General features: G+C 58.2%; 18 protein-coding genes. 10 read left to right on the top strand and 8 right to left on the bottom strand.

Going from position 1 to position 20,471, the window contains the following annotated elements; genetic code table 11:
• Window positions 1–20: 20 nt before the first annotated feature.
• Window positions 21–287 carry a hypothetical protein gene (locus ACMXYI_RS24560; protein ID WP_415769460.1) on the bottom strand — a complete coding sequence of 89 codons (267 nt, stop codon included), beginning with the start codon at window positions 285–287 and terminating at the stop codon, window positions 21–23.
• A 14-nt stretch (window positions 288–301) separates the two neighbouring features.
• Between ACMXYI_RS24560 and ACMXYI_RS24555 the strand changes: the two genes are divergently transcribed.
• Both ACMXYI_RS24555 and ACMXYI_RS24550 read left to right on the top strand, forming a co-directional pair.
• Window positions 302–1,960, top strand: a complete 1,659-nt coding sequence (locus ACMXYI_RS24555) for a bifunctional 3-(3-hydroxy-phenyl)propionate/3-hydroxycinnamic acid hydroxylase (RefSeq protein WP_415769459.1) — start codon at window positions 302–304, stop codon at window positions 1,958–1,960.
• A 2-nt stretch (window positions 1,961–1,962) separates the two neighbouring features.
• Window positions 1,963–2,607, top strand: a complete 645-nt coding sequence (locus ACMXYI_RS24550; RefSeq protein WP_415769458.1) for a TetR/AcrR family transcriptional regulator — start codon at window positions 1,963–1,965, stop codon at window positions 2,605–2,607.
• A gap of 37 nt (window positions 2,608–2,644) precedes the next feature.
• On the opposite strand, the gene ACMXYI_RS24545 is transcribed toward ACMXYI_RS24550, so the two are convergent.
• On the bottom strand, window positions 2,645–3,865 hold the full coding sequence (locus ACMXYI_RS24545) for an NADH:flavin oxidoreductase/NADH oxidase family protein (RefSeq protein ID WP_415773971.1): 1,221 nt from the start codon (window positions 3,863–3,865) through the stop codon (window positions 2,645–2,647).
• Window positions 3,866–4,093: 228 nt separating this feature from the next.
• Between ACMXYI_RS24545 and ACMXYI_RS24540 the strand changes: the two genes are divergently transcribed.
• The 6 genes from ACMXYI_RS24540 to ACMXYI_RS24515 all read left to right on the top strand — a co-directional run bounded on the left by ACMXYI_RS24540 (window position 4,094) and on the right by ACMXYI_RS24515 (window position 11,304).
• Window positions 4,094–4,708, top strand: coding sequence for a TetR/AcrR family transcriptional regulator (locus ACMXYI_RS24540; RefSeq protein ID WP_415769457.1), 615 nt, complete (start codon window positions 4,094–4,096; stop codon window positions 4,706–4,708).
• 86 nt (window positions 4,709–4,794) lie between these two features.
• Window positions 4,795–5,886: a VOC family protein gene (locus ACMXYI_RS24535; RefSeq protein WP_415769456.1), complete on the top strand. Its 1,092-nt coding sequence runs from the start codon at window positions 4,795–4,797 to the stop codon at window positions 5,884–5,886.
• Window positions 5,887–6,061: 175 nt separating this feature from the next.
• The gene (locus tag ACMXYI_RS24530; protein WP_415769455.1) at window positions 6,062–7,018 is read left to right on the top strand and encodes a fumarylacetoacetate hydrolase family protein; all 957 of its coding nucleotides are present in this window, start codon (window positions 6,062–6,064) and stop codon (window positions 7,016–7,018) included.
• Entirely contained in the window at window positions 7,018–8,919 is a 1,902-nt protein-coding gene (locus tag ACMXYI_RS24525) for an acyl-CoA synthetase (protein WP_415769454.1), read from the top strand. Before ACMXYI_RS24530 ends, ACMXYI_RS24525 begins: the two co-directional genes overlap by 1 nt.
• Window positions 8,920–9,079: 160 nt before the next feature.
• Window positions 9,080–10,399 (top strand): outer membrane protein transport protein, encoded by a 1,320-nt coding sequence (locus ACMXYI_RS24520; RefSeq protein ID WP_415769453.1) that lies wholly within the window; start codon window positions 9,080–9,082, stop codon window positions 10,397–10,399.
• A gap of 308 nt (window positions 10,400–10,707) precedes the next feature.
• Window positions 10,708–11,304: a DJ-1/PfpI family protein gene (locus ACMXYI_RS24515; RefSeq protein ID WP_415769452.1), complete on the top strand. Its 597-nt coding sequence runs from the start codon at window positions 10,708–10,710 to the stop codon at window positions 11,302–11,304.
• A 128-nt stretch (window positions 11,305–11,432) separates the two neighbouring features.
• Here ACMXYI_RS24515 and ACMXYI_RS24510 read toward each other — a convergent pair whose 3' ends face one another.
• The 3 genes from ACMXYI_RS24510 to ACMXYI_RS24500 all read right to left on the bottom strand — a co-directional run bounded on the left by ACMXYI_RS24510 (window position 11,433) and on the right by ACMXYI_RS24500 (window position 13,771).
• On the bottom strand, window positions 11,433–12,053 hold the full coding sequence (locus ACMXYI_RS24510) for a glutathione S-transferase family protein (RefSeq protein ID WP_415769451.1): 621 nt from the start codon (window positions 12,051–12,053) through the stop codon (window positions 11,433–11,435).
• A gap of 96 nt (window positions 12,054–12,149) precedes the next feature.
• On the bottom strand, window positions 12,150–13,031 hold the full coding sequence (locus tag ACMXYI_RS24505) for an NmrA family NAD(P)-binding protein (protein ID WP_415769450.1): 882 nt from the start codon (window positions 13,029–13,031) through the stop codon (window positions 12,150–12,152).
• A gap of 98 nt (window positions 13,032–13,129) precedes the next feature.
• Window positions 13,130–13,771, bottom strand: coding sequence for an HD domain-containing protein (locus tag ACMXYI_RS24500; RefSeq protein ID WP_415769449.1), 642 nt, complete (start codon window positions 13,769–13,771; stop codon window positions 13,130–13,132).
• Between the two features lie 126 nt (window positions 13,772–13,897).
• Between ACMXYI_RS24500 and ACMXYI_RS24495 the strand changes: the two genes are divergently transcribed.
• Window positions 13,898–14,941: a GlxA family transcriptional regulator gene (locus tag ACMXYI_RS24495; protein WP_415769448.1), complete on the top strand. Its 1,044-nt coding sequence runs from the start codon at window positions 13,898–13,900 to the stop codon at window positions 14,939–14,941.
• Between the two features lie 217 nt (window positions 14,942–15,158).
• The gene (locus ACMXYI_RS24490) at window positions 15,159–16,031 is read left to right on the top strand and encodes a DNA/RNA non-specific endonuclease (RefSeq protein WP_415769447.1); all 873 of its coding nucleotides are present in this window, start codon (window positions 15,159–15,161) and stop codon (window positions 16,029–16,031) included.
• Between the two features lie 82 nt (window positions 16,032–16,113).
• Here ACMXYI_RS24490 and ACMXYI_RS24485 read toward each other — a convergent pair whose 3' ends face one another.
• The 3 genes from ACMXYI_RS24485 to ACMXYI_RS24475 all read right to left on the bottom strand — a co-directional run bounded on the left by ACMXYI_RS24485 (window position 16,114) and on the right by ACMXYI_RS24475 (window position 20,440).
• Window positions 16,114–17,694: an aldehyde dehydrogenase (NADP(+)) gene (locus ACMXYI_RS24485; protein ID WP_415769446.1), complete on the bottom strand. Its 1,581-nt coding sequence runs from the start codon at window positions 17,692–17,694 to the stop codon at window positions 16,114–16,116.
• A gap of 73 nt (window positions 17,695–17,767) precedes the next feature.
• Entirely contained in the window at window positions 17,768–19,315 is a 1,548-nt protein-coding gene (locus ACMXYI_RS24480) for a UxaA family hydrolase (protein ID WP_415769445.1), read from the bottom strand.
• A 165-nt stretch (window positions 19,316–19,480) separates the two neighbouring features.
• Window positions 19,481–20,440, bottom strand: a complete 960-nt coding sequence (locus tag ACMXYI_RS24475) for a LysR family transcriptional regulator (protein ID WP_415769444.1) — start codon at window positions 20,438–20,440, stop codon at window positions 19,481–19,483.
• Window positions 20,441–20,471: the final 31 nt, after the last annotated feature.

Raw genomic sequence — 20,471 nt, 5'->3', positions numbered from 1 at the left:
CCTGTCGACCAGCCATTGAGTCAACGGCTCTCCAGCCTCAGCAGTCTTGAACCATTGGTCCAATCACAACGCTGATCGGCGCAGAAGCCAAGCGTCGCCGGTCGGAAACTGGCACACGCGCAAACTCGGTTCACGCCGCGCACTTCGGCTCGCCCCTTGGCCCCATCGCAGGTTGAGCATGATCCCAAAAAATTAATGACAAAAATATCAATATTGAAATATCCATCAATATTGAATACCTTGACCTTGCCTGACGATGAGACCTCGCGTCTCACGACTTCAATCACAACAAGGGCTCGAGATGAACAACAACAAGAAAGTTTGCGAATTGCCTCCCGCCGCCGTCGACGTGCTGGTTATCGGTTATGGCCCGGTAGGTGCGACCATCGCTGCGCTGCTCGGCCGTTATGGGGTCACGACCCTGGTACTGGACAAGGTCCATGACGTCGTACTGATGCCGCGTGCCATTGCACTGGACAACGAGGCGCTGCGCATCCTGCAACAAGCCGGTTTGTCGGAAGACGCTTTTGAGAAGATCGTTATCCCTGAAGTGAGGATGCACTCCCCGGTACTCGGGCAGTTCGGTCGAGCCAATACCGAGGGGTGCGTCGACGGCCATCCGAAACTCGTGACGTTCTATCAACCCGACCTCGAGCACGCGATGCGCGGCCAGGTTTCCCGGCTAAAAACCGTGACCAGCCTGGGTGGCTTCGAGCTGGAGAGCCTGGTTGAGGTGTCAGACTGCGTCTTCGCTTCCGTACGGGATGAGAATGGGCAGTTGCATTCCGTTCGCGCCCAGTACCTGATCGGAGCGGATGGCGCTAGCTCCAGGGTCAGAGGTCTGATTGGCCAGGAATTCGAAGGGCAGACCTATGTGGAGGATTGGCTGATAGTCGATGTCAAGAACCGGCATAAGTCAGCGATTGATCACGTTGAGTTTCTCTGTAATCCGCGCCGCCCGACGCCGCACATGCCTGCACCCGGCGGCAGGGAGCGTTGGGAGTTCATGCTGCAACCCGGCGAGTCCCGGGAAGAGCTGGAAAGCCCGGAAAGCATAGCCCGGCTGATCGCGCCATGGATCGACCCGCAGGAGCTGGAAATCGAACGCAAGGCGGTGTATCGATTTCACGCGCGCTGCTGCAACAGATTCAGCAAGGGGCGCGTCTTTCTCGCCGGCGACGCAGCGCACATCACCCCTCCTTTTGTCGGACAGGGCCTCGTTGCGGGACTTCGAGATGGCGCCAACCTTGCCTGGAAACTGGCCTGGGTCATTCGCGGCCATGCCGCGCCTGCAATACTCGAAACCTATGACGTAGAGCGCCGCCCCCATGCCCAGGCGATGATCAATCTGGCGAAACTCATGGGTCGCCTGGTGATGCCCAAAAACAAGATCGCAGCTTTCTTTATCCACGGCTTGATGCGCACGCTGGCGTTGACTCCCGCTACCAGGAGGTACTTCGAACAGTTGGACATCAAGCCGAAGAACACCTTCAAACACGGCCTGTTCGTACAGCATCGTCGGGGCGACAAACTGGTACGTGGCAGCCTGTTTCCCCAGGCCTGGACCCGCAACCTGCAAAAGCAGATCAAACTGAGCGACGATGCTCTGGGAGATAGCCTGACCCTGGTTGGATTCGGTGTTGACCCGTTGTCACTGCTCACCCCTGATCAGATCGTTTCCTGGGAAAAAATGGGAGGCCACTTTTTAGAGGTCAGAGCACGTGGCCAACGCTCCGGCGGCAGCTGTGACTTCATCGAAGACATGAACCATGAGATCCTGCCGCTGGCTGCCAAGGGAACGCTCGTCGCGGTTCGCCCCGACCGTATCATCATGCACCACGCCCCTGGCTCAGAGGCCGGCAGCCTTCTTCGAGACTGCAGGAACCTGCTGGCTAGCGAAGGCGCCACTCCGGACAGCGTTTCCATTACCATCAACGAGCCCATTAGATTACGAGCTTGATCATGCATTCCCCCACACTTCCTTTAGAAGCTGATGCGCCAGAACCTCTCACGAGAGGCCACAAGAAGCGTGAGCGCACCCGTCGCGGCCTGGTGGACGCGGCATTGCGCCTTATCGCACGTAAGGAGGTGGGGGAGATTGCACTGCTCGATGTCGCCTCGGAGGCGGCGGTATCCAACGGCACAATCTACAACTATTTTCGAACGCGCGACGAAGTACTCGAGGCGGTTGGCATCGCCATGGCGAGCGAGTTCTCTGATGCTATTTCCGCCCTGAGTTCGGACGTGCATTGCGGTGCACAGCGGCTGGCGATTGGTGTGCGCATGTTCGTATGCCGGGCCGCGTACGACCATCAATGGGCCAACGCACTGCTGCGCATCATTCATTCCGATCAGGCCATGCGCTCGCGCTTGGCTGCCCATGTGCTGGGCGATCTTCGTGACGGTTTGCGCGCGGGGACTTTCTCTTACGAGGACGAAGGGATCGCCCTGGACATGGTCGTATCGTGCACAACCGGAGCCATGCGCTCGGTTGTCGAAGGGCGTGTGGTGGCGGAGCATGACCAGCGAGTCGCCGAGATGATTCTCAAGGCTCTGGGCGTAACACCTGCCAAAGCCAAGAAAATCGCCGGTAAGCCGCTACCCTAGTCCTGATGTCATCCTCGGCCGGCTAAGCCCGGTCAATTCATTGCCGATAGTTCTTGGCCTGGCGACGAGCCTTCAGTTGATTGCCGATCAATGCGATGAGTGGCGACGTCCCGGGTTTTGTCCGTCTCCCCTGACTCAGCAAGCCGAGCTGCTTCTTGATCACCGACGCCACTGCCAGCGATGCCAGCGTCTTGTTTTTCCAGCGGACGACGATGGGCTCCACTTTGGCGTCCCGACCTGCCAACCACTGTCTCGGCAGGGCTGGCTCGATTGCCAGTGCAGTGGCAAGCCCCACCATCGACACCGAGCCGCTCACCACTCGCTCCGCGACCTCCTTTCTGCGCACGCCGCCGGTGACCATCAGCGGCATGCGCGCTATTTCTCCTATTTTCTCCGCGAATTCGAGAAAGTAGGCCTCTCGAGCCAGGCTGCTGCCATCGCGGGTCTGCCCCTGCATGGCCGGGCTTTCGTAGCTGCCGCCCGACAACTCGACCAGATCGACCGCCTTGGCGTTAAGCATTTCCACCACGCGAGCCGCATCCGCGGCATCGAACCCGCCGCGCTGAAAGTCCGCGGAGTTGAGCTTTACAGCAACGCAAAAGATCGGTGCCACTCGCTGGCGAATTGCGTCGATGGTTTTCAATAGGATTTGCGCACGATTTTCGAGGCTGCCGCCCCAGCGGTCGTCACGCCGATTGGTCAGGGGCGAAAGGAATTGGCTGAACAGGTAGCCATGCGCGGCATGAATCTCCACGCCGGTGAATCCGGCACGCTCGGCCAGCACCGCCGCCTGGGTATAGCGCCCGATCAGCTCTTCGATCTCCTGCTCCTCCAAAGCTCTGGGCGGCACAAAAGCTTTTGAAAGGCCGGGGATATCGACCGCCACTGCGGAGGGGCCCCTTGCCGGTTGCCCCATTGAAGCCAACAACTGCCGTCCGGGATGATTGATTTGCATCCAGGCCTGGGCTCCGCGGCTGCGGCAAGCATCGGCCCATAGCTTGAATTTGCCCAGGTTCCGATCGTCCTCAAGCACTACGCCAGCGGGTCCGGTCAAGGCGTGACGGTCAACCATGACGTTGCCAGTGATGATCAGACCGGCACCACCCTCCGCCCAACTCCGATAGAGCTTGACCAACGCTTCCCCTGGAGCGTGATCCTCATTGGCAAGGTTCTCCTCCATGGCAGCCTTGGCGATCCGGTTTGGAATCACCGTGCCGTTGGGCAATCGAAGCGGGTTGAAGAGATTTGAGCCGGTCATGTTCTGTCCTTCAGCTGATAAAAAGTCGGCCAGCATAATTGAACACGCGTGTTCAATTATGTCAATGTTCAGGGCTTTGATTGCTCCGGCGACCTCAATCCTTGCATCCAGATTATTAGGATTCAGGCCAGTTTTCAGACAAAAAAACCGAACTGCTTAAAAATATGGTTGACGCGAAATGAACACGAGTGTTCAATCGATCCATAAGGTAATCCTGGAGAGAGAACCGTGGAATCCCTAAATCCAACACAGCGCCGCATCCATCAAGCCGCCTTTCGCCTGTTTGCCGAGAGAGGCACCTCGCAAGTGAACATTCTCGACCTCGCACAAGAGGCAGGCGTGGCGCGCGGAACGGTCTATAGCAACATCGACAGCATGGAAAACCTGTTCGAGGCGGTCGCCAGCCATCTCGCGAGGGAGATGCATGAGCGCGTCAACAAGAGCTTCGATTCCCTCTCGGACCCGGCTCATCGCCTTGCCAATGGCATTCGATTCTTCATTCGTCGAGCGCACGAGGACTCCCAGTGGGGCGCGTTCATCCATAAATTCGCCATGAGCAATTCTTCGTTGCGCGAAATGTTCAGCAGCCAGGCGACGAAGGATCTTCTGAGCGGGCTTACCACTGGGCGCTACACGTTTGCGCAGGAGCAATTGCTCTCGGTACTGACGCTGATATCGAGCAGCGTGCTCGGCTCGATTTTCCTGGTACTGGAAGGTCACAGAACGTGGCGCGAATCGGGCTCTGATACCGCCGAGCTGGTACTGCGGGCATTGGGTGTGGCGCCAGAGGAGGCTCGTGCGCTGGCGACCAAAGAGTTGCCGGCACTTCCGTCTCTCGACTGAGCGCCTAACTGACTCAACTAGACAACACCCCTGGTTTTTCAGGGGTACGGGACAGCTTTGCCCTAAAAACCCGGAAAACAAGAACAATGAACAACAAAAACGAATTGCACCGGTTGGCGACACCACACCCCGCGCGGCATCCGCAGCCGACGGTGAAGGCCCAGGCTCTGACTCACCTGATCTTTCAACGGCCGGACTTGAATGAGGCGGCGCGTTTCCTGACCGACTTCGGCCTGACGGTCAGTCGGCAGGACGCCGATACGCTCTATCTACGCGCCACCGACGCCACTTCATACTGTTACCGTGTCCAACGTGCCGAACAGGCACGTTTTATCGGGTTCGGACTTGCAGTGCAGTCTCTAGAGGATCTGAAAAAACTCACTCGAATCCCAGGTGCGTCATCGCTAGAGACGTCCGCACATCCTGGCAAAGGGTATTGCGTCAGACTGACTGATCCGTCCGGTTTCATTGTGGAAGCCGTTTGCGACCAGGCTCCAGGCAAGACGCTGGCACATAGAGCCCCTCTGCACTGGAACCTGGTGCACGAGCAACCGCGAGTCAACGCCACGCAACGCCCGCCGATTGCTCCCCCTGAAGTACTCAAACTGGGTCACATCGTCATTGAAGTGGCCGACTATCAAGCGACCTGTGCCTGGTATACGCAGCATTTCGGGTTTATTCCCAGCGATGTGCAGGTACTCCCCGACGGCACGCCTATCGTCACTTTCATGCGCCTTGATCTCGGTGACATTCCCGCGGATCACCATACGCTCGCGATTGCGCAAGGGTTCATGGCGACCTATAGCCATAGCGCCTATGAGGTCGTCGATGCAGACGCGGTGGGGATGGGGCAGCGCGTCCTGCGCGAGCGCGGTTGGGAACACTCATGGGGAATCGGCCGACACATTCTGGGCAGTCAGATCTTCGATTACTGGCAAGACGGATGGGGCGATAAGCACGAGCATTACTGCGACGGGGATATTTTCACGGCCACTCGGCCGACGGGCATTCATCCGGTAAGCCCCGAGGCAATGGCCCAGTGGGGTCAGCGCATGCCCAAGAGTTTTACAAAACCCAAGATGAACTTGACCAATGTGCGTCTGCTGATCCGCAACCTGCGACGCAGCCCTGACTTGACCATTCGCAAGTTGGTAACACTCATGCGGATGTTCGGGTAGAGCTGCCGCCATGTCGGACAACTCAACCCGGTTTGGCCGGCGGGACGTGCTTAAAGCCGGCGCTTTGATTGCTGGCAGTGCGTGGGTCTACACCGTTGCCAGCCCCCCTTCAGAACAACACCACAGTTCCCACGCCACCGAACGCGGGACAAACGCCGCTCCAGGAGTACCTTCAATGTCTGCTGTACACGTAGTCCGCTTTGAATATCAGAACGGTATCCACTGGGGTGTGCTTCGCCAGGGCCGTATCACGGTCATCCCCGGTGTGTTTGAAACCACCGGTGACTTCCTTCGCCAGAACAGTCTCGACGACCTCGCTCAACTGAAAGGTACGGAGCTTGCGGAGGGCGAAGTAAAACTGCTGTCGCCGGTGACCCGTAATCAGCAGTTTGTCTGCCAGGGTGCCAACTATCGGCAGCACATGATCGAGTCGGGCATGGACCCGGATGCGAAGAAATTCAACATGATCTTCACCAAAGCGACGAGTTGCCTGGTGGCGGCTGACAGCGACCTGATCAAACCGCGCCACGTGCGCTTCCTTGACTACGAGATCGAACTGGGCCTTGTGATGAAGCGCTCGATCACCGGCGCTGTTGCTGTCACCGACGCCAATCTGCATGAGTTCATTGCAGGCGTCGTCATTGTCAATGACTACTCGGCGCGTGACATTCAGATTCCCCAGATGCAGTTCTACAAGGGCAAGAGCTACCGCACTTTCGGCCCGGTCGGCCCGTACCTCTGCCTTCTGGATGCTTCGAACATTCATTACCTGAAAGATCTGCAGCTGCGCCTGACGGTCAACGACCAGGTGCGACAGAACGACAGCACGGCCAACCTGGTTTACGGTCCCGCTGAAACCCTGACCGAACTCTCCGCCTTGCAAGATCTCGCCGTTGGAGACTTGATCGCCACTGGTACACCTGCCGGCTGCGCACTAACGATCCCATCGCCTGGGAAAATGCGTATTGCAGCCCTGCTGCCCGAAGCCACCAAGTGGAAGCTTTTCCTCAAGGCGCAAGAGGGCCGGACGCAGTATCTCAAGGCCGGTGACGTGGTCGAGGCGCGCATTCGCAGCGCCGATGGAGTGGTCGACCTCGGTGTGCAACGCAACCGAGTCGTGGGGGAAGCCTGATGGTGGTGCAGACCCTGAACGACATCGAAAGTCTCGAACGAATCCCCTTGTCGGAGCGTGGCCTGGCTTGCAGCACTTATGAAGCGCTGCGACAGGCGACCGAGTGCAACCCCCAGGCACCAGCGCTGAGTTTCTTCGCCGATGCCGCTGATTTCAAGCGCACCTACGAGTGGAACTACTCCCAGCTCTTCGCGGATATCACCCGCGCGGCAAATGCCTTCCATGACCTGGGCATAAAACCGGGCGAAGTGATTGCCTTTATGTTGCCCAATCTGCCGGAAACCCATTTCACGATATGGGGCGGGGAGGCGGCGGGGATCGTCATGGCGATCAATCCTCTGCTTGAGGCCAAGCAGATGGCAGGCTTGCTGAATGCCGCTAAGGCATCCGTGGTGGTAACGCTTGCGCCGACTACGGGCAGTGATCTGTGGCCCAAACTGGCTTCGCAGCTGGATCAGCTACCCATGGTCAGGTCTGTCGTTTGGGTCAGCATGGAACCTTATGTCGCCGAACCTGTGCGTGAGGCGCTGCAAGCCGCGGCACTGAAAGAGCGAGACTTACACAGCGGTATCGCGATCCACGATTGGCAATCGCTGATGAATGCTCAGCCGCACACACACCTCAAGAGCGGTCGGCAAATCCGCCGGGATGAGTGCTCCTCCTACATCTGTACGGGCGGCACCACCGGACTCCCCAAGATCGCCGCGCGTACCCATGGCTCGGAAGTCTTCAACGCATGGGCCATCGCCGCTCACATGCAGCCACGCAGTGGTGTCCAGGTTATGTTTTGTGGCCTGCCGCTATTTCATGTCAATGGCCAGCTGGTGACTGGACTGATGCCTTGGACTCAAGGCGACCACGTGATCCTCGGGACGCCTCATGGGTATCGTGGCGAGGGGGTGATCCCACGATTCTGGGAGATAGTCGAGCACTTCAGTATCAACCTCTTTTCCGGCGTGCCCACTGTCTATGCTGCACTTCTGCAAAATGAATGGCAGGGCCGCGACCTCTCCAGTCTTCGCTATGCAATCTGTGGCGCCGCACCCATGCCGGCTGAGCTTTTCCGAGAGTTCGAGCGCCGGACCGGGGTAAAGATCCTTGAAGGTTACGGTCTAACCGAGGGCGCCTGCGTCTCCTCAATCAATCCGCCCCATGGCGAGCGCCGTATCGGCTCCATTGGGGTACGGATCGCCTACCAGAATATGCGCGCGGTGGTGCTCAATGATTCTGGAGAGTTCCTGCGCGACGCCAACGTGGATGAGATCGGCCTCATTGCGATCAGTGGCCCGAACCTCTTCGAGGGCTATCTGGAGGAGCGTCATAACCATGGCCTCTGGATCGATATCGACGGTCAGCGCTGGTTGAACACGGGTGATTTGGGTCGTCAGGATGCGCAGGGTTACTTCTGGCTGACCGGACGCAAGAAGGAGTTGATCATCCGTGGCGGTCACAACATCGATCCGAAGCAAATCGAGGAGGCTCTGCAGGCGCATCCCGCCGTTGCCTTGGCCGCTGCAATCGGCAGCCCCGATGCCTACTCGGGCGAGGTACCGGTCGCCTACGTTCAACTGCGCCCCGGGCAAGTGTGCAGCGCCGAAGAACTTGAGGCATTCGCACATCTCAACATCAGCGAGCGGGCAGCCGTTCCCAAGCGCATTGAAATCCTCGAAGCGTTGCCACTGACGGCCGTGGGCAAGATATTCAAGCCCGCTTTGCAACAGCGGGAGATTGCCAAAGTCGTCCAGCAGGAAGTGGAGCGCCTGGCGCTTTCGAATATTACTGTCGAGGTCGTGCAGGACAATCGCCGTGGGCATGTCGCCTGCATCAGGGCCGGAACTGACCAGGAAATCCTGGCTCCGCTCCTGGGGCGCTATAGCTTTCAAATCGAGTGGCTTAATTGAGTCTCTGATGCATCTGTAAATCCAGCAATCATGCCCTGGCGCTGTTCAGCCAGGGCGTTTTACACAACTTCGATCAACTCCAACCGGCACTGAGAAGTGCACAGGACGGCGAAGCCTTGCCTGCGTGCAATCAACAAAAACAATAAACAAGAGGTGGACAATGAAACTGAATAGCCGTGTGATCCCGTGTCTTTCTGCTCAGCGAAAGTGTGCTGTCTGGATTAAGTTCACCAGTGCCATGGCACTCCTCAGCGCCTCTACAATTGCAGGCGCCAATGGCATTGCCCTTAACGAACAAAGTGCAAGCAGTGCAGGAACTGCTTATGCGGGACGGTCGTCTTCCGCGCTGGACGCCAGCACCATCTTTGGAAATCCAGCAGGTTTGACCAAGTTGAAGCGCAGTGAGATTTCCGGCGGGGCAGCGGTGGTCTCGGTGAGCGATGACATCAGTGATGCGCAGAGCAGTGCCCCAGGAACGAATGAGGGGGACTCGGTACCTTTGGGGGTTGTGCCCTTCGCTTATATGTCGACGCCACTTGATGATCGCTTTTCGATTGGTCTGGGCCTCTATGCTCCAAGTGGTTTGATCAATGATTACGAGAGCACTTTTCAGGGTCGCTACCATGGCTCCTATAGCACGACCAAGGAAATAACCCTGCAGCCCACCATTGCCTGGCGGATCAATGATTACGTGTCCATTGGTGGGGGACCGACCATAAACCGTTTCAATGCAAAGCTTCAGAATTACCTGGCCACCGGCGCCCTGAACAACGGCGAGGACACACTGGTCACCATCAAAGGCGATGACACGGCACTTGGCTACAACGTCGGCATCTTGATTGACTTTACTGAGGCAACCAGTTGGGGAATTAACTATCACTCGAAGGTGGACTATGAACTTAAGGGGCATACTCAGGTTTCTGGCTCCCCGAGCGTTATCCCGCTGGACGGAAATTATGACAACAAGATAGACCTCACGATGCCCGAATCCGTGGACACGTCTATCACCCATCATTTCAATGATCGCTGGACGGGATACCTGGGAACCACCTGGAAACGTTGGAGCCGGATCCAGAAGGTCGAGGCAGTCAACAGCGGTCTTTCCCCCGTGGGCCAGGCGGCTGGCATGAGCACGGTGATCGAAGAAATGAACTGGCGCGACACTTGGTCCACCGCAGTTGGCGCCTCCTATCAAGTGAACCAGCAATGGCTCCTGCGCGCGGGCTACGCCTATGATCCATCGCCTATCAGGAATGCCGATCGCAGCGTGCGCATTCCAGTTGGCAATCGCCAGGCCGTGACCCTGGGCGGTGCTTATTCGCCGAATTCCGATCTGACCATAGACTTTGCTTATGGTTATCTCTGGGATTCCAAAGTCTCGATAAAGCAGTCGAACAACTCCGGTCTTCAACCGGAATACAGTGCCAACTACGACAATAGTGCGAATGGAGTTTCAGTGCAGGCAACCTATCGGTACTGATCGACACGACTCTATTTTCAATAGAGTCAATTTTTGCGAGCCTTCCTGAAAGTTTACCTTTGATCGTTAATCAACTATCCCAACGGGGCTTGGTGACGTTCTGCCTGTCAATCAACACCCGTTGCCGCGAATACTTTCGCGGTAGTGGGTGGGTTTTCATTTTATTACTTGTAATCCATGAGTTTGCCGCGTGAGTCTTCTGAGTCAGTCCAAATTGTCGACCAGTGTATCCATGACAATTTTTTGAGTGAATTGATTATCGATTTTACGATGATGCCAACAACGTCTCTACTCGCACGAGGCTCCTGATGCACATCGCTATCCTGACTTTCGACGGTTTCAACGAACTCGACTCGCTGATCGCGCTCGGCATCCTCAACCGGGTCCAGCGGCCCGGTTGGCGGGTATCCATCGCCAGCCCCACGGACAAGGTGCTGTCGATGAACGGCGTGGTGATCGAGGCGCAGACATCGCTCGAAGACGCCTGCAGCGCGGACGCTGTTCTGGTGGGTAGCGGGAGAAAGACCCGGGACGTCGTCGCTGACGCCACGCTGATGTCTCGCCTGAAACTCGACCCGACGCGACAGCTACTGGGGGCTCAGTGCTCGGGCACGCTCATCCTCGCCAAGTTGGGCCTACTGGACGACGTTCCGGCCTGCACGGACCTGACCACCAAGCCGTGGGTCGAAGAGGCCGGCGTGGCAGTGCTCAATCAGCCGTTCGTGGCCAAGGGAAACGTTGCGACGGCCGGCGGATGCCTGTCATCGCAGTATCTGGCCGCCTGGTTCATCGCCCGCCTGGAAGGCGTCGAGGCTGCACGCAGTGCGATTGATTATGTGGCACCGGTGGGAGAGAAGGAGGTTTATGTGGCGCGTGCAATGGCGAACATTTCGCCGTTTCTTTAAGGCGTTTTTTTGTGCGTGACATTTACGTTCCGCGTTGAAAAGAGAGGCTTCGGCTAGAGTTTTTTTCAACGTCCGTGCAGGAGTCGTCAAGCTCTTTTGCGCACACAATCAGGTCTGCGGGGTAGCGCTCAGTGATTTTGAAACGCTTTCAATCCTCGCTGTACGGCGGGCCTGGCTTCGATCGCGTCGAACCAGCGTGATAAGCGTGAAAGCACTGCCCAATCCAGCCGGTCACGAATTGATGCCGCAATGGTGAACGCAGAGATGTCCGCCATGGAAAACTGATCTCCGGCCATAAAGTCTCCGGTAAGAAACCGTTCTGCATAGACAAGTTGTTCAATGACGCGCAGATCGATGATTGTGGCCGCATCAATTAATCCCGCTTGGCGCAGGAAAAATGCCGCATGGCTGGGCCCGATTACGTCCGTTACGAAAAAGAAGTAACGATCAAACACCCGGTCGCGCTCCGGTCCGGGATGTGCTGGTGCGAGTCGACCGGGAGCTTTGGAATCAGCGAACTGAATGATTGCGTTTGATTGGTTGATGACCAATGCCGGTGTCGACGTATGGTCGACCAGGGTCGGGACTTTTCCTGCCGGATTAAGCGCCAGGTACGCCAGGTCGCGCTGCTCATTCGCTTGCAGATTCAGTCTCCGTGCCGTGTAGGGGATACCCGCTTCTTCCAGGGCTATCGCAGCCCTCAGACTGTTGCCGGTTTGAGCGCCATACAGCTCTATTTTGGGGTTCATCAGGCACTCCATTGGAAATGAATGGACAATCTGGATGCTAAGTGAAAAGCGGCGTATGCGTATGTCTTCAAGACCAAGTGCATACGCCCATAGTGATCACACCTCGAACGCTTGTCGGTTTGCGCGTACAAAGTCACCCACCGTTTGAGGCGCTTGCCCGGTGATTTCGCCGATAACCCCGTCCTCACCGCTAAAGATTCCATTCTGGTAGTCGACCGCGACTGCCAGGAAGTGCTGGATCACAAACTCCGGCAGATCGTAGGTCTCCAGATGCTGACGATACTCTTCCAGGGTCGAAGGGCTGTAGGTGATGGTGCGGCCTGTGATGCCGCTGATTTCGTCGGCAATCTCTTGATGACTCAGCTCGACAGGGCCGTACAGCGGATAGGTTTTCCCGATATGGCCAGACGGTTGCGTGAGAACGGCGGCGATTAGCCGCGCCTGGTCTTCAGCGGCAATGGGGGCATGTCGGCCGGTGCCGTATGGCAGCGTGATCTTGTTCTCCTTCTTGATCTGATCAAGCACCCACGGAAAGATCAGCCACTCGGAAAAGAACGTCGGCCGGATGTGCACGGTGGGTACGCCCGACCAGTCGAGTACGCGTTCTGCAATCCAGTGGTCGCGCGCGGCGTGACTCAAAGAGTCTTCCCGAGCAGAAATCTGCGACATTTCCACAACGACCTCGACGCCGGCTCGCCGGGCGGCATCGGCAAAATAGGCGGTCGCCTGAATGTAGCCAGGACGCACGGGATAGCACAGGTATGCACCTGTGACCCCCTCCATCGCACGAATGATGTCGTCATGTTCAAGGAGGTCGCCCACAAATATTTCGGCGCCCTCGCTTTGAAGCGCTGCGCTGCGCTCGTCCTCCTGGTGCACAAAAGCCCGAACCGCATGGCCTCCGTTGAGAAGGTGGCGAATGGTGTATACGCCGGTTTTTCCCGTAGCGCCGGTGACGAGGTATTTACGTTGCTGCATGGTGAATACTCCAAAATAAAGGAACACACATTGCTCGCGCCGATATCACGTATCAGGCGTTACCAATTCAGGAAATGTTGCGCAGAAGCGCACCGCAGTCAGCTATCGAAAGGAGCGTGATCAATCAGGTCGCACACATTCGGGCAATCGAACCCGTGTACGTGACGACGTCCGACATCCGCGAGCCCAGTGCCAATCGCCGTGAGAGGTTTGTTCCGGGCCACTTCGGCGAGCGCTTGGGTAAACGCGGTTTTCATTCCAATGCGGGGGTAGAGGGCCAGCGTATCCTCGACCAGCGATGGCGTGATTTCCTCCAGCCGTAATCCCATCACGTCGACATGGGCGCCCATGTAGATCAGGGCGATCTCTGGCTGTTTGCGGTCGGCGATGCCGGCGCTAGAGTGAAGGGCGATCGCATCCCAAACCAGCTCGGCTTTCGATTCCGAATAACCGTTTTCCAACAGGAAGCGGCTGGCAGCGTCGGCGCCGTCGACCTCAAAACGTTGGTCGCCTGCAAATTCGTACGTCAGCCCCAGGTCGTGCAGCAGTGCGGCGAGATAGACGGCCTCGCGGTCGTATTTCAGGCCTCGCTGCTGGCCGAGGAATTCGGCAAACCACCACGTGCGATGCACATGGTGCAGGAGCACTGTCGAGTGAATGCGTTCGACGAGGAAGGAGGCCTTGCGAGCGAGTTCAGAGTCTGGAGCGCTGAAGCCGCCGATGATCACAGGTGTACTCATGTTTGCTCCCGGGGGATGAGGTTGGCTCGCAGTTCATTCTAAATAGGCACGGTTGGCAAAATTGACTATTTTCAGATGATTTGTGCCAATATTCCTGCCAGGTCAATGCGGGAGATCACTGTGCAAATGACGACGAAATCAAAACATTCCTTTGTCGGCGTGGCGCAAAAACGAGTGGTGATCTTGGGTTTGCCGCCCGTGGACTCGCTTGATGTGATCGGCCCGGCAGAGGTGTTTGCCTATGCAAACAACCTGCATCGCGGCGACTCTGCTCCCTATGTACTTGAGCTCGTTTGCGCGGGTGCTAATGAACACCTGGAGAGCAGCACCGGCATCGCACTCATGGCGCACAAGACGCTTGAACAGGAGCGTCTTGAAAACAAGGCCATCGACACGTTGATCGTGACGTCGGGCTGGAAAGCCATGGATCAGCTGGATCAGACGGCCATCGAGTGGATTCGCGTGCGAGCCAAGAGCGTCAGGCGTGTGTGCTCGATCTGTGTCGGGGCGTTCGCCTTGGCCGAAACAGGGCTTTTGGATGGTCGAAAGGCAACAACCCACTGGCGGATGGCGCGCAGCCTGGCCGATCGTTATCCCAACGTGCAGGTGGACCCCAACCCGATTTGGGTCAAGGACGGCAACGTGTACACCTCGGCAGGCATCTCGGCGGGAATCGATCTTGCGCTCGCATTGGTCAGCGAAGACCTGGGTGACGACATCGCTTTGGAGATCGCGAAAAATCTGGTTCTGTTTCTGCGACGTCCAGGCGGCCAGGCACAGTTCAGCGTCGCACTCCAGTCGCAGCATGCGACAGGTTCGAACCTGGATGAGTTATGCGTATGGATCAGTGAGCATCTGCATTCGGAGCTTACGGTCGAGATACTTGCAGACAGGCTCGCCACCAGTGTGAGGACCTTGATTCGCATGTTTCAGAGGGAATTCAAGACAACGCCTGCGAAGTACGTCGAGGACGTCCGGGTCGAAGCGGCCTGTCGGCAAATAGAACTGGGAAGGCGGTCGATGGAGGAGGTTGCGCGCCGATGCGGCTATCACAGTGTCGACGTGCTCAGAAAAGCCTTCGTGCGACGCATGGGGGTGAGTCCAAAGGAGTACGCACAACGTTTCGCGCCAGTTAACGAGCCCGCTCAGGCATTGGCAAGCAGAATGTAAACGCTGCTCAGCACTTATGTGACTTGTCATGGTCAATAAATCCCGCACGACCGCCAGCGGTCGTACTGCTCGGAGCCGACCGGATCCGCATCGGCATTTTGATCAAGGACAGTGAAAGCATGCTCGCCGCAAGATAATCAGCAACCGCCTCCACCTGGTTCCGTGAATCGGGACTCGCCGTACGTTTACCCCTCAATCCAATTCGAAGATTAAAAGCATGCACCTACGCAAAATTGCAGTTGGGCTGTCGGCCCTTGTTTTGCTCTCGACCGGGGCAGAAGCCCGCAGTCTGCTGGATCTCCTCAAGCCGCCCACCCAGCATCAGGAACAAGTGTCGCGCTCGGGCTCGATCAGCCAGAACGCGGCCCTGGAACTCTATTCAAACAAACAGAAACAGGCATCGTTTGACGGCTGCGCAGATCTGTTCCCGGCTGCGAAACCGATCAACATGGCCACTGTGCCTGCGACCATGAAACCCTTGGCCCTGTGTTCGGACAACTTCGCGGTGCTGTACTCGCAAACCAGTAAGACGCCGTTGGTAGTGGTCGAGCGCCTTAATGCCGCACAGCTGCAGGATGCCAAAGGGGAGGAGCGCACCAACCAGTTCTACCCGGACCCACGTATCCCCAAGAGTGGGCGGGCAGAGTTGAGCGATTACCGAAGCCAACATCCGGCCGTGGACCGCGGTCATCAATCCCCGGCAGCCGATGCACCGAACCCCAATGCAATGGCCCAATCCTTTGCGCTGTCGAACATGGTGCCGCAAGACCCCACCAACAACCGGAAGATCTGGAGCAAGGTCGAGGCGGATGTCAGAAAATTTGCCAAGCGAGCCGATGGCAATGTGTTTGTCTTTACCGGCCCGCTCTTTGACTCAGGCCACACCACCATTGGCGACAACAAGGTCTGGGTGCCGACCCGCCTGTTCAAGCTGGTTTACGACGCATCGTCCAAGCGTGCCTGGGCATACGTACTACCCAACGCTGAAACCCGTATCGAGAGACCGATGGACTATGACGCTTTCGTGAAGAGTACCGGGCTCCACTTGCTGGGGAATCTACCGGTCACAGGTTCCGTAGGGCGCTCTTGATGGCTTGATGAATTGCACCTCAAAGGCTGGATGCAACCGATGGGGGGAGCGAGCCTGCTCCCACATTGATTGCATTTAACCGTTAGAGGGCGTCGCGGGACGGTTGACCGTCCACCAGGCGTTGAATGCGCAACGGATTAGCATTCTTCAACGCATCCGGCAGCAGGCTGTCGGGGTAGTTCTGGAAGCACCCCGGACGCAGGAAGCGATCGATGGCCAAGGTGCCCACTGAGGTGCCGCGCGCATCGGAAGTTGCCGGGTACGGACCGCCGTGAACCATTGAATCGCAGACTTCTACGCCAGTCGGATAACCGTTAAGCAGGATCCGTCCGACCTTCTGTTCCAGCAACGGCGTCAGCTCAGCGAACTGCTCGAAGTCTGCCGGCTCGCCAATGATCGTCGCCGTCAGTTGCCCGTGCAGGCCGTTCAGTGCGGCGCTGAGTTGCGTCTGATCCGCCACTTCGACAAACACCGTGGTCGGGCCGAACACTTCTTCCTGCAGCACTTCATCGCCCTTGATCAACAGGCTGACATCGGCCTTGAACAGCTGCGGTTGCGCCTGATTGCCTTGTTGCTGACTGCCGGCCAGGTGCTCGATACCGGGATGCGCGAGGAGTTTTTGCAGACCTTTGCCATAGCTGCTCAAGGTCCCGGCATTAAGCATGGTTTGCGCCGGCTGATCGCCGATCAGGCCCGCCACCTGCTGCACAAACGCACTGAATTGCGGAGAGCGAATACCAATCACCAAACCGGGATTGGTGCAGAACTGACCGCAGCCCTGAACCACCGAAGCGGTCAGGTCGCGGGCGACCGATTCGGCGCGAACTTGCAGCGCCTGCGGCAACACGATCACCGGGTTGATGCTCGACATCTCGGCGAACACCGGGATCGGTTGTGGACGCGCGGCCGCCATGTCGCACAACGCACGACCGCCCTTCAGCGAACCGGTAAAGCCTACCGCCTGAATCGCCGGATGCTTGACCAACGCTTCGCCGACGCCACCGCCGTAGATCATGTTGAACACACCAGCCGGCATGTCGGTTTTTTCCGCCGCGCGGATGATCGCATCAGCGACCCGTTCAGCGGTGGCCATGTGACCGCTGTGAGCCTTGAACACCACCGGGCAACCGGCGGCCAACGCCGACGCGGTGTCGCCGCCCGCCGTGGAAAACGCCAACGGAAAGTTGCTCGCACCGAACACCGCGACTGCCCCGAGGCCGATGCGGTATTGGCGCAAGTCCGGACGCGGCAGCGGTTGGCGATCCGGCAGTGCCTGATCGATCCGCGCACCGTAGAAATCACCACGCCGCAGCACCTTGGCGAACAGGCGCATCTGGCCGCTGGTGCGACCGCGCTCGCCTTGAATCCGTGCGGCGGGCAGCGCGGTTTCGCGACAGACCAGCGCTACAAAGTCATCACCCAGCGCGTCCAGTTCATCAGCAATCGCATCGAGAAATTGCGCCCGACGTTCGGCGCTCAGGCTGCGATAGGCCGGGTAGGCGGCAGCGGCAGCCTTGGCAGCGGCATCGACTTCTTCGAGGGTGGCCTGGTAAAAATCGTGAGGCAAGGCTTCGCCCGTGCTGGCATCAACGCTGTTGACGATGATAGTGCCGGCAGCGCTGCGCTGACCGGCGATGTAGTTTTGGCCGATGATCGTGGGCATTTCTGGCTCCAGAAAAGAGTGTTCGAATCCCCCTTGCGGGGATTTCAGGGCAATAGGGGAGGAGAGCAGGGTGTCAGGTGACAGCACCGATCTGCCAGGGCACGAATTCGTTCTGCCCGTAACCGTGCTGCTCGCTCATGCTGCGTTCGCCCGAAGCGATGCGCAGCATGAGTTTGAAGATGGCTTCACCGCATTCTTCGATGGTCATGGTGTCTTCGGCGATCTCGCCGCAGTTGATGTCCATGTCTTCGCGCTGGCGGTTCCACAAGGCAGTATTGGTCGCCAGTTTGATCGATGGCGTGGGGGCGCAACCGTAGGCCGAGCCACGTCCGGTGGTGAAGGCGATCAGGTTGGCGCCGCCGGCCACCTGGCCTGTGGCCGATACCGGGTCGTAGCCGGGGGTGTCCATGAACACCAGTCCTTTGGCGCTGACTACTTGGGCATACTCATAGACATCGACCAGGTTACTGGAGCCTGCCTTGGCCACGGCACCCAGGGATTTCTCCAGGATGGTGGTCAAGCCTCCGACCTTGTTACCGGCCGAAGGGTTGTTGTTCAGCTCTGCGCCCATGCGCGCGCAATACGCCTCCCACCAATGAATACGGGCGATGAGTTTTTCGCCCACGGCGCGGTTGACGGCCCGACGGGTCAGCAGGTGTTCGGCACCGTAGATTTCCGGGGTTTCGGAAAGGATGGCCGTACCGCCACAGGCGACCAGACGATCGACGGCATTGCCTAGCGCCGGGTTGGCGGTGATACCGGAATAACCGTCCGAGCCGCCACATTGCAATCCAATCACCAGATGCCTGGCACTTACGGGTTCGCGCTTGACCTGGTTGGCCTCCTCAAGCAACGCCTTGACCTGGGCGATGCCGCTGGCGACCGCTTTGGAGGTCCCGCCGCTGTCCTGGATGCTGAAAGTATGCAGCGTATCGCTGCGGCTCAGGCCCTGGGTGCTGAGCAGCCCTTCGATCTGGTTGGTTTCGCAGCCCAGCCCGATGACCAGCACCGCGGCGAAGTTGGCATGGGTGGCGTAGCCGGCCAATGTTCGGCGTAGCAGTGCCAGGCCTTCGCCGGCGGGGTCCACGGCGCAACCGGCGGAATGGGTCAGGGCGACCACGCCATCGACGTTGGGGTACGCCAGTAACGCGGCAGGGTTGATGTCCCGGCGGAAGTGGTCAGCAACGGCGCGGGCCACGGTGGCCGAGCAATTGACCGACGTCAGGATGCCGATGTAGTTGCGCGTCGCCACTCGACCATCCTGGCGCACGATCCCCATGAACACGGGCTCGTCGTTCAAGGGCTTGTCAGGTTTCACATCGACGCTGAAGGCATAGTCACGGGCGAAATCGCCCATAGTCAGGTTGTGCACATGCACGTGATCGCCGGCGTCGATAACCCCGGTGGAAAAACCGATGATCTGTCCGTAACGACGCAAGGGCTGGCCCGCTTCGACACGGCGTGCGGCGATCTTGTGGCCGGCGGGTACCGGCTGGCGTACGGTCACGCCTTCCTGCTCGAGTACTTCACCCGCCACCAACGGCCGACGGGCGATCAATACATCGTCCAGAGGATTGAGGCGCAGTACGGCGGCTGCACCGGTTTTCATGATCAATTCCATCGGAAACTCACTGGCTATGAAGCGTGGGAGGTCGCTGGCAATCGGGCCGCGCCATACCTTTGTTGCCGCACTATAAGAGCCTCCGCCCGTGGCTGCCTAATGAGACCTTTGGATTGATCGATAACCTTTTCTCATTGGTTCAGGGTTTTTTGAGTGAAACATCGCTCAACGGTCGCCCGCTTCCCGTCGCAGCCTGGCGCATTCCAGCAACGTATCGGCGAACTCCCGGGCGGCTTCGCTCAGCGGTTCATCCTTGCGCGTGATGATGCCGTAGTCCTGGGGCTCGACCTTGAACGGCGTGTTGAGCACCTTGAGCAAACCGCTCTGGACCTGCGACTGGACCATGGATTCGGGCAACATCGCGAGCATCGGTCCCGATTGCAGCAGTTGCAGGAAGGTCGGCATCGAGATGGTCTCGACCGTATTGGTGGGCGTGCGCACATTGAACTCGGCGAAGGCACTTTCCATTCGCCGCCGTATGGGGGCATTGAAGGGGTACATGACCCAGGGCCAATCACCGAGCTGATCGGTCGCCACTTCATCGAACTGCGCCAGGGGATGGCGACTGTTGACCACCAGGCAAAATGGCTCGGGCCCGAGCGCACGAAACTCGAAGGGTTGCTGATAACGTTCATCGGTGAAGCGGGCAATGATCAGATCGAGTTTTTTATGCTCGAGCATTTCCAGCAGTTGATTGCTGGTTTGCTCGATCACTTCGATGGACAGCATCGGGCGGTCCAGCTTGATCCGGGTGATGGCCTCGGGCAGCACGACCGAGGTCGCAGCGAAAATCGCGCCGACTTTCAAATGGCCATGTCCACCTTTGCGCAGCTTATTGAGCTGATCGACGAAAGATTGCGTGTCGTCCAGGGTCATCCGCGCATAGCGGACCACGAACTCGCCCAGCTCGGTCAGGACCATGCTGCGGGTCTGCCGTTCGAACAAGGCAAAGCCGAGCAACAGTTCGATGTCGCGCAACATCTTGCTGATGGCGGGCTGGGTCAGGTTCATCAGCTCGGCGGTGGTATGCATGTTGCGGGTCCGGGCCAGGGTATCGACCAGCATCAGGTGCTTGATCTTGAGCCATTTGCTGACGCTGGCGTAGGAAATCTCGTCGTTTTCCATAAGTCGCTCAATCTGATTGATAACGAAACGA

The organism is Pseudomonas lyxosi (assembly GCF_047758685.1).
Taxonomy (GTDB): Bacteria; Pseudomonadota; Gammaproteobacteria; order Pseudomonadales; family Pseudomonadaceae; genus Aquipseudomonas; species Aquipseudomonas lyxosi.
Note: the sequence above shows the minus strand (reverse complement) of the source record. Positions and strands in the feature narration are given on the sequence as shown.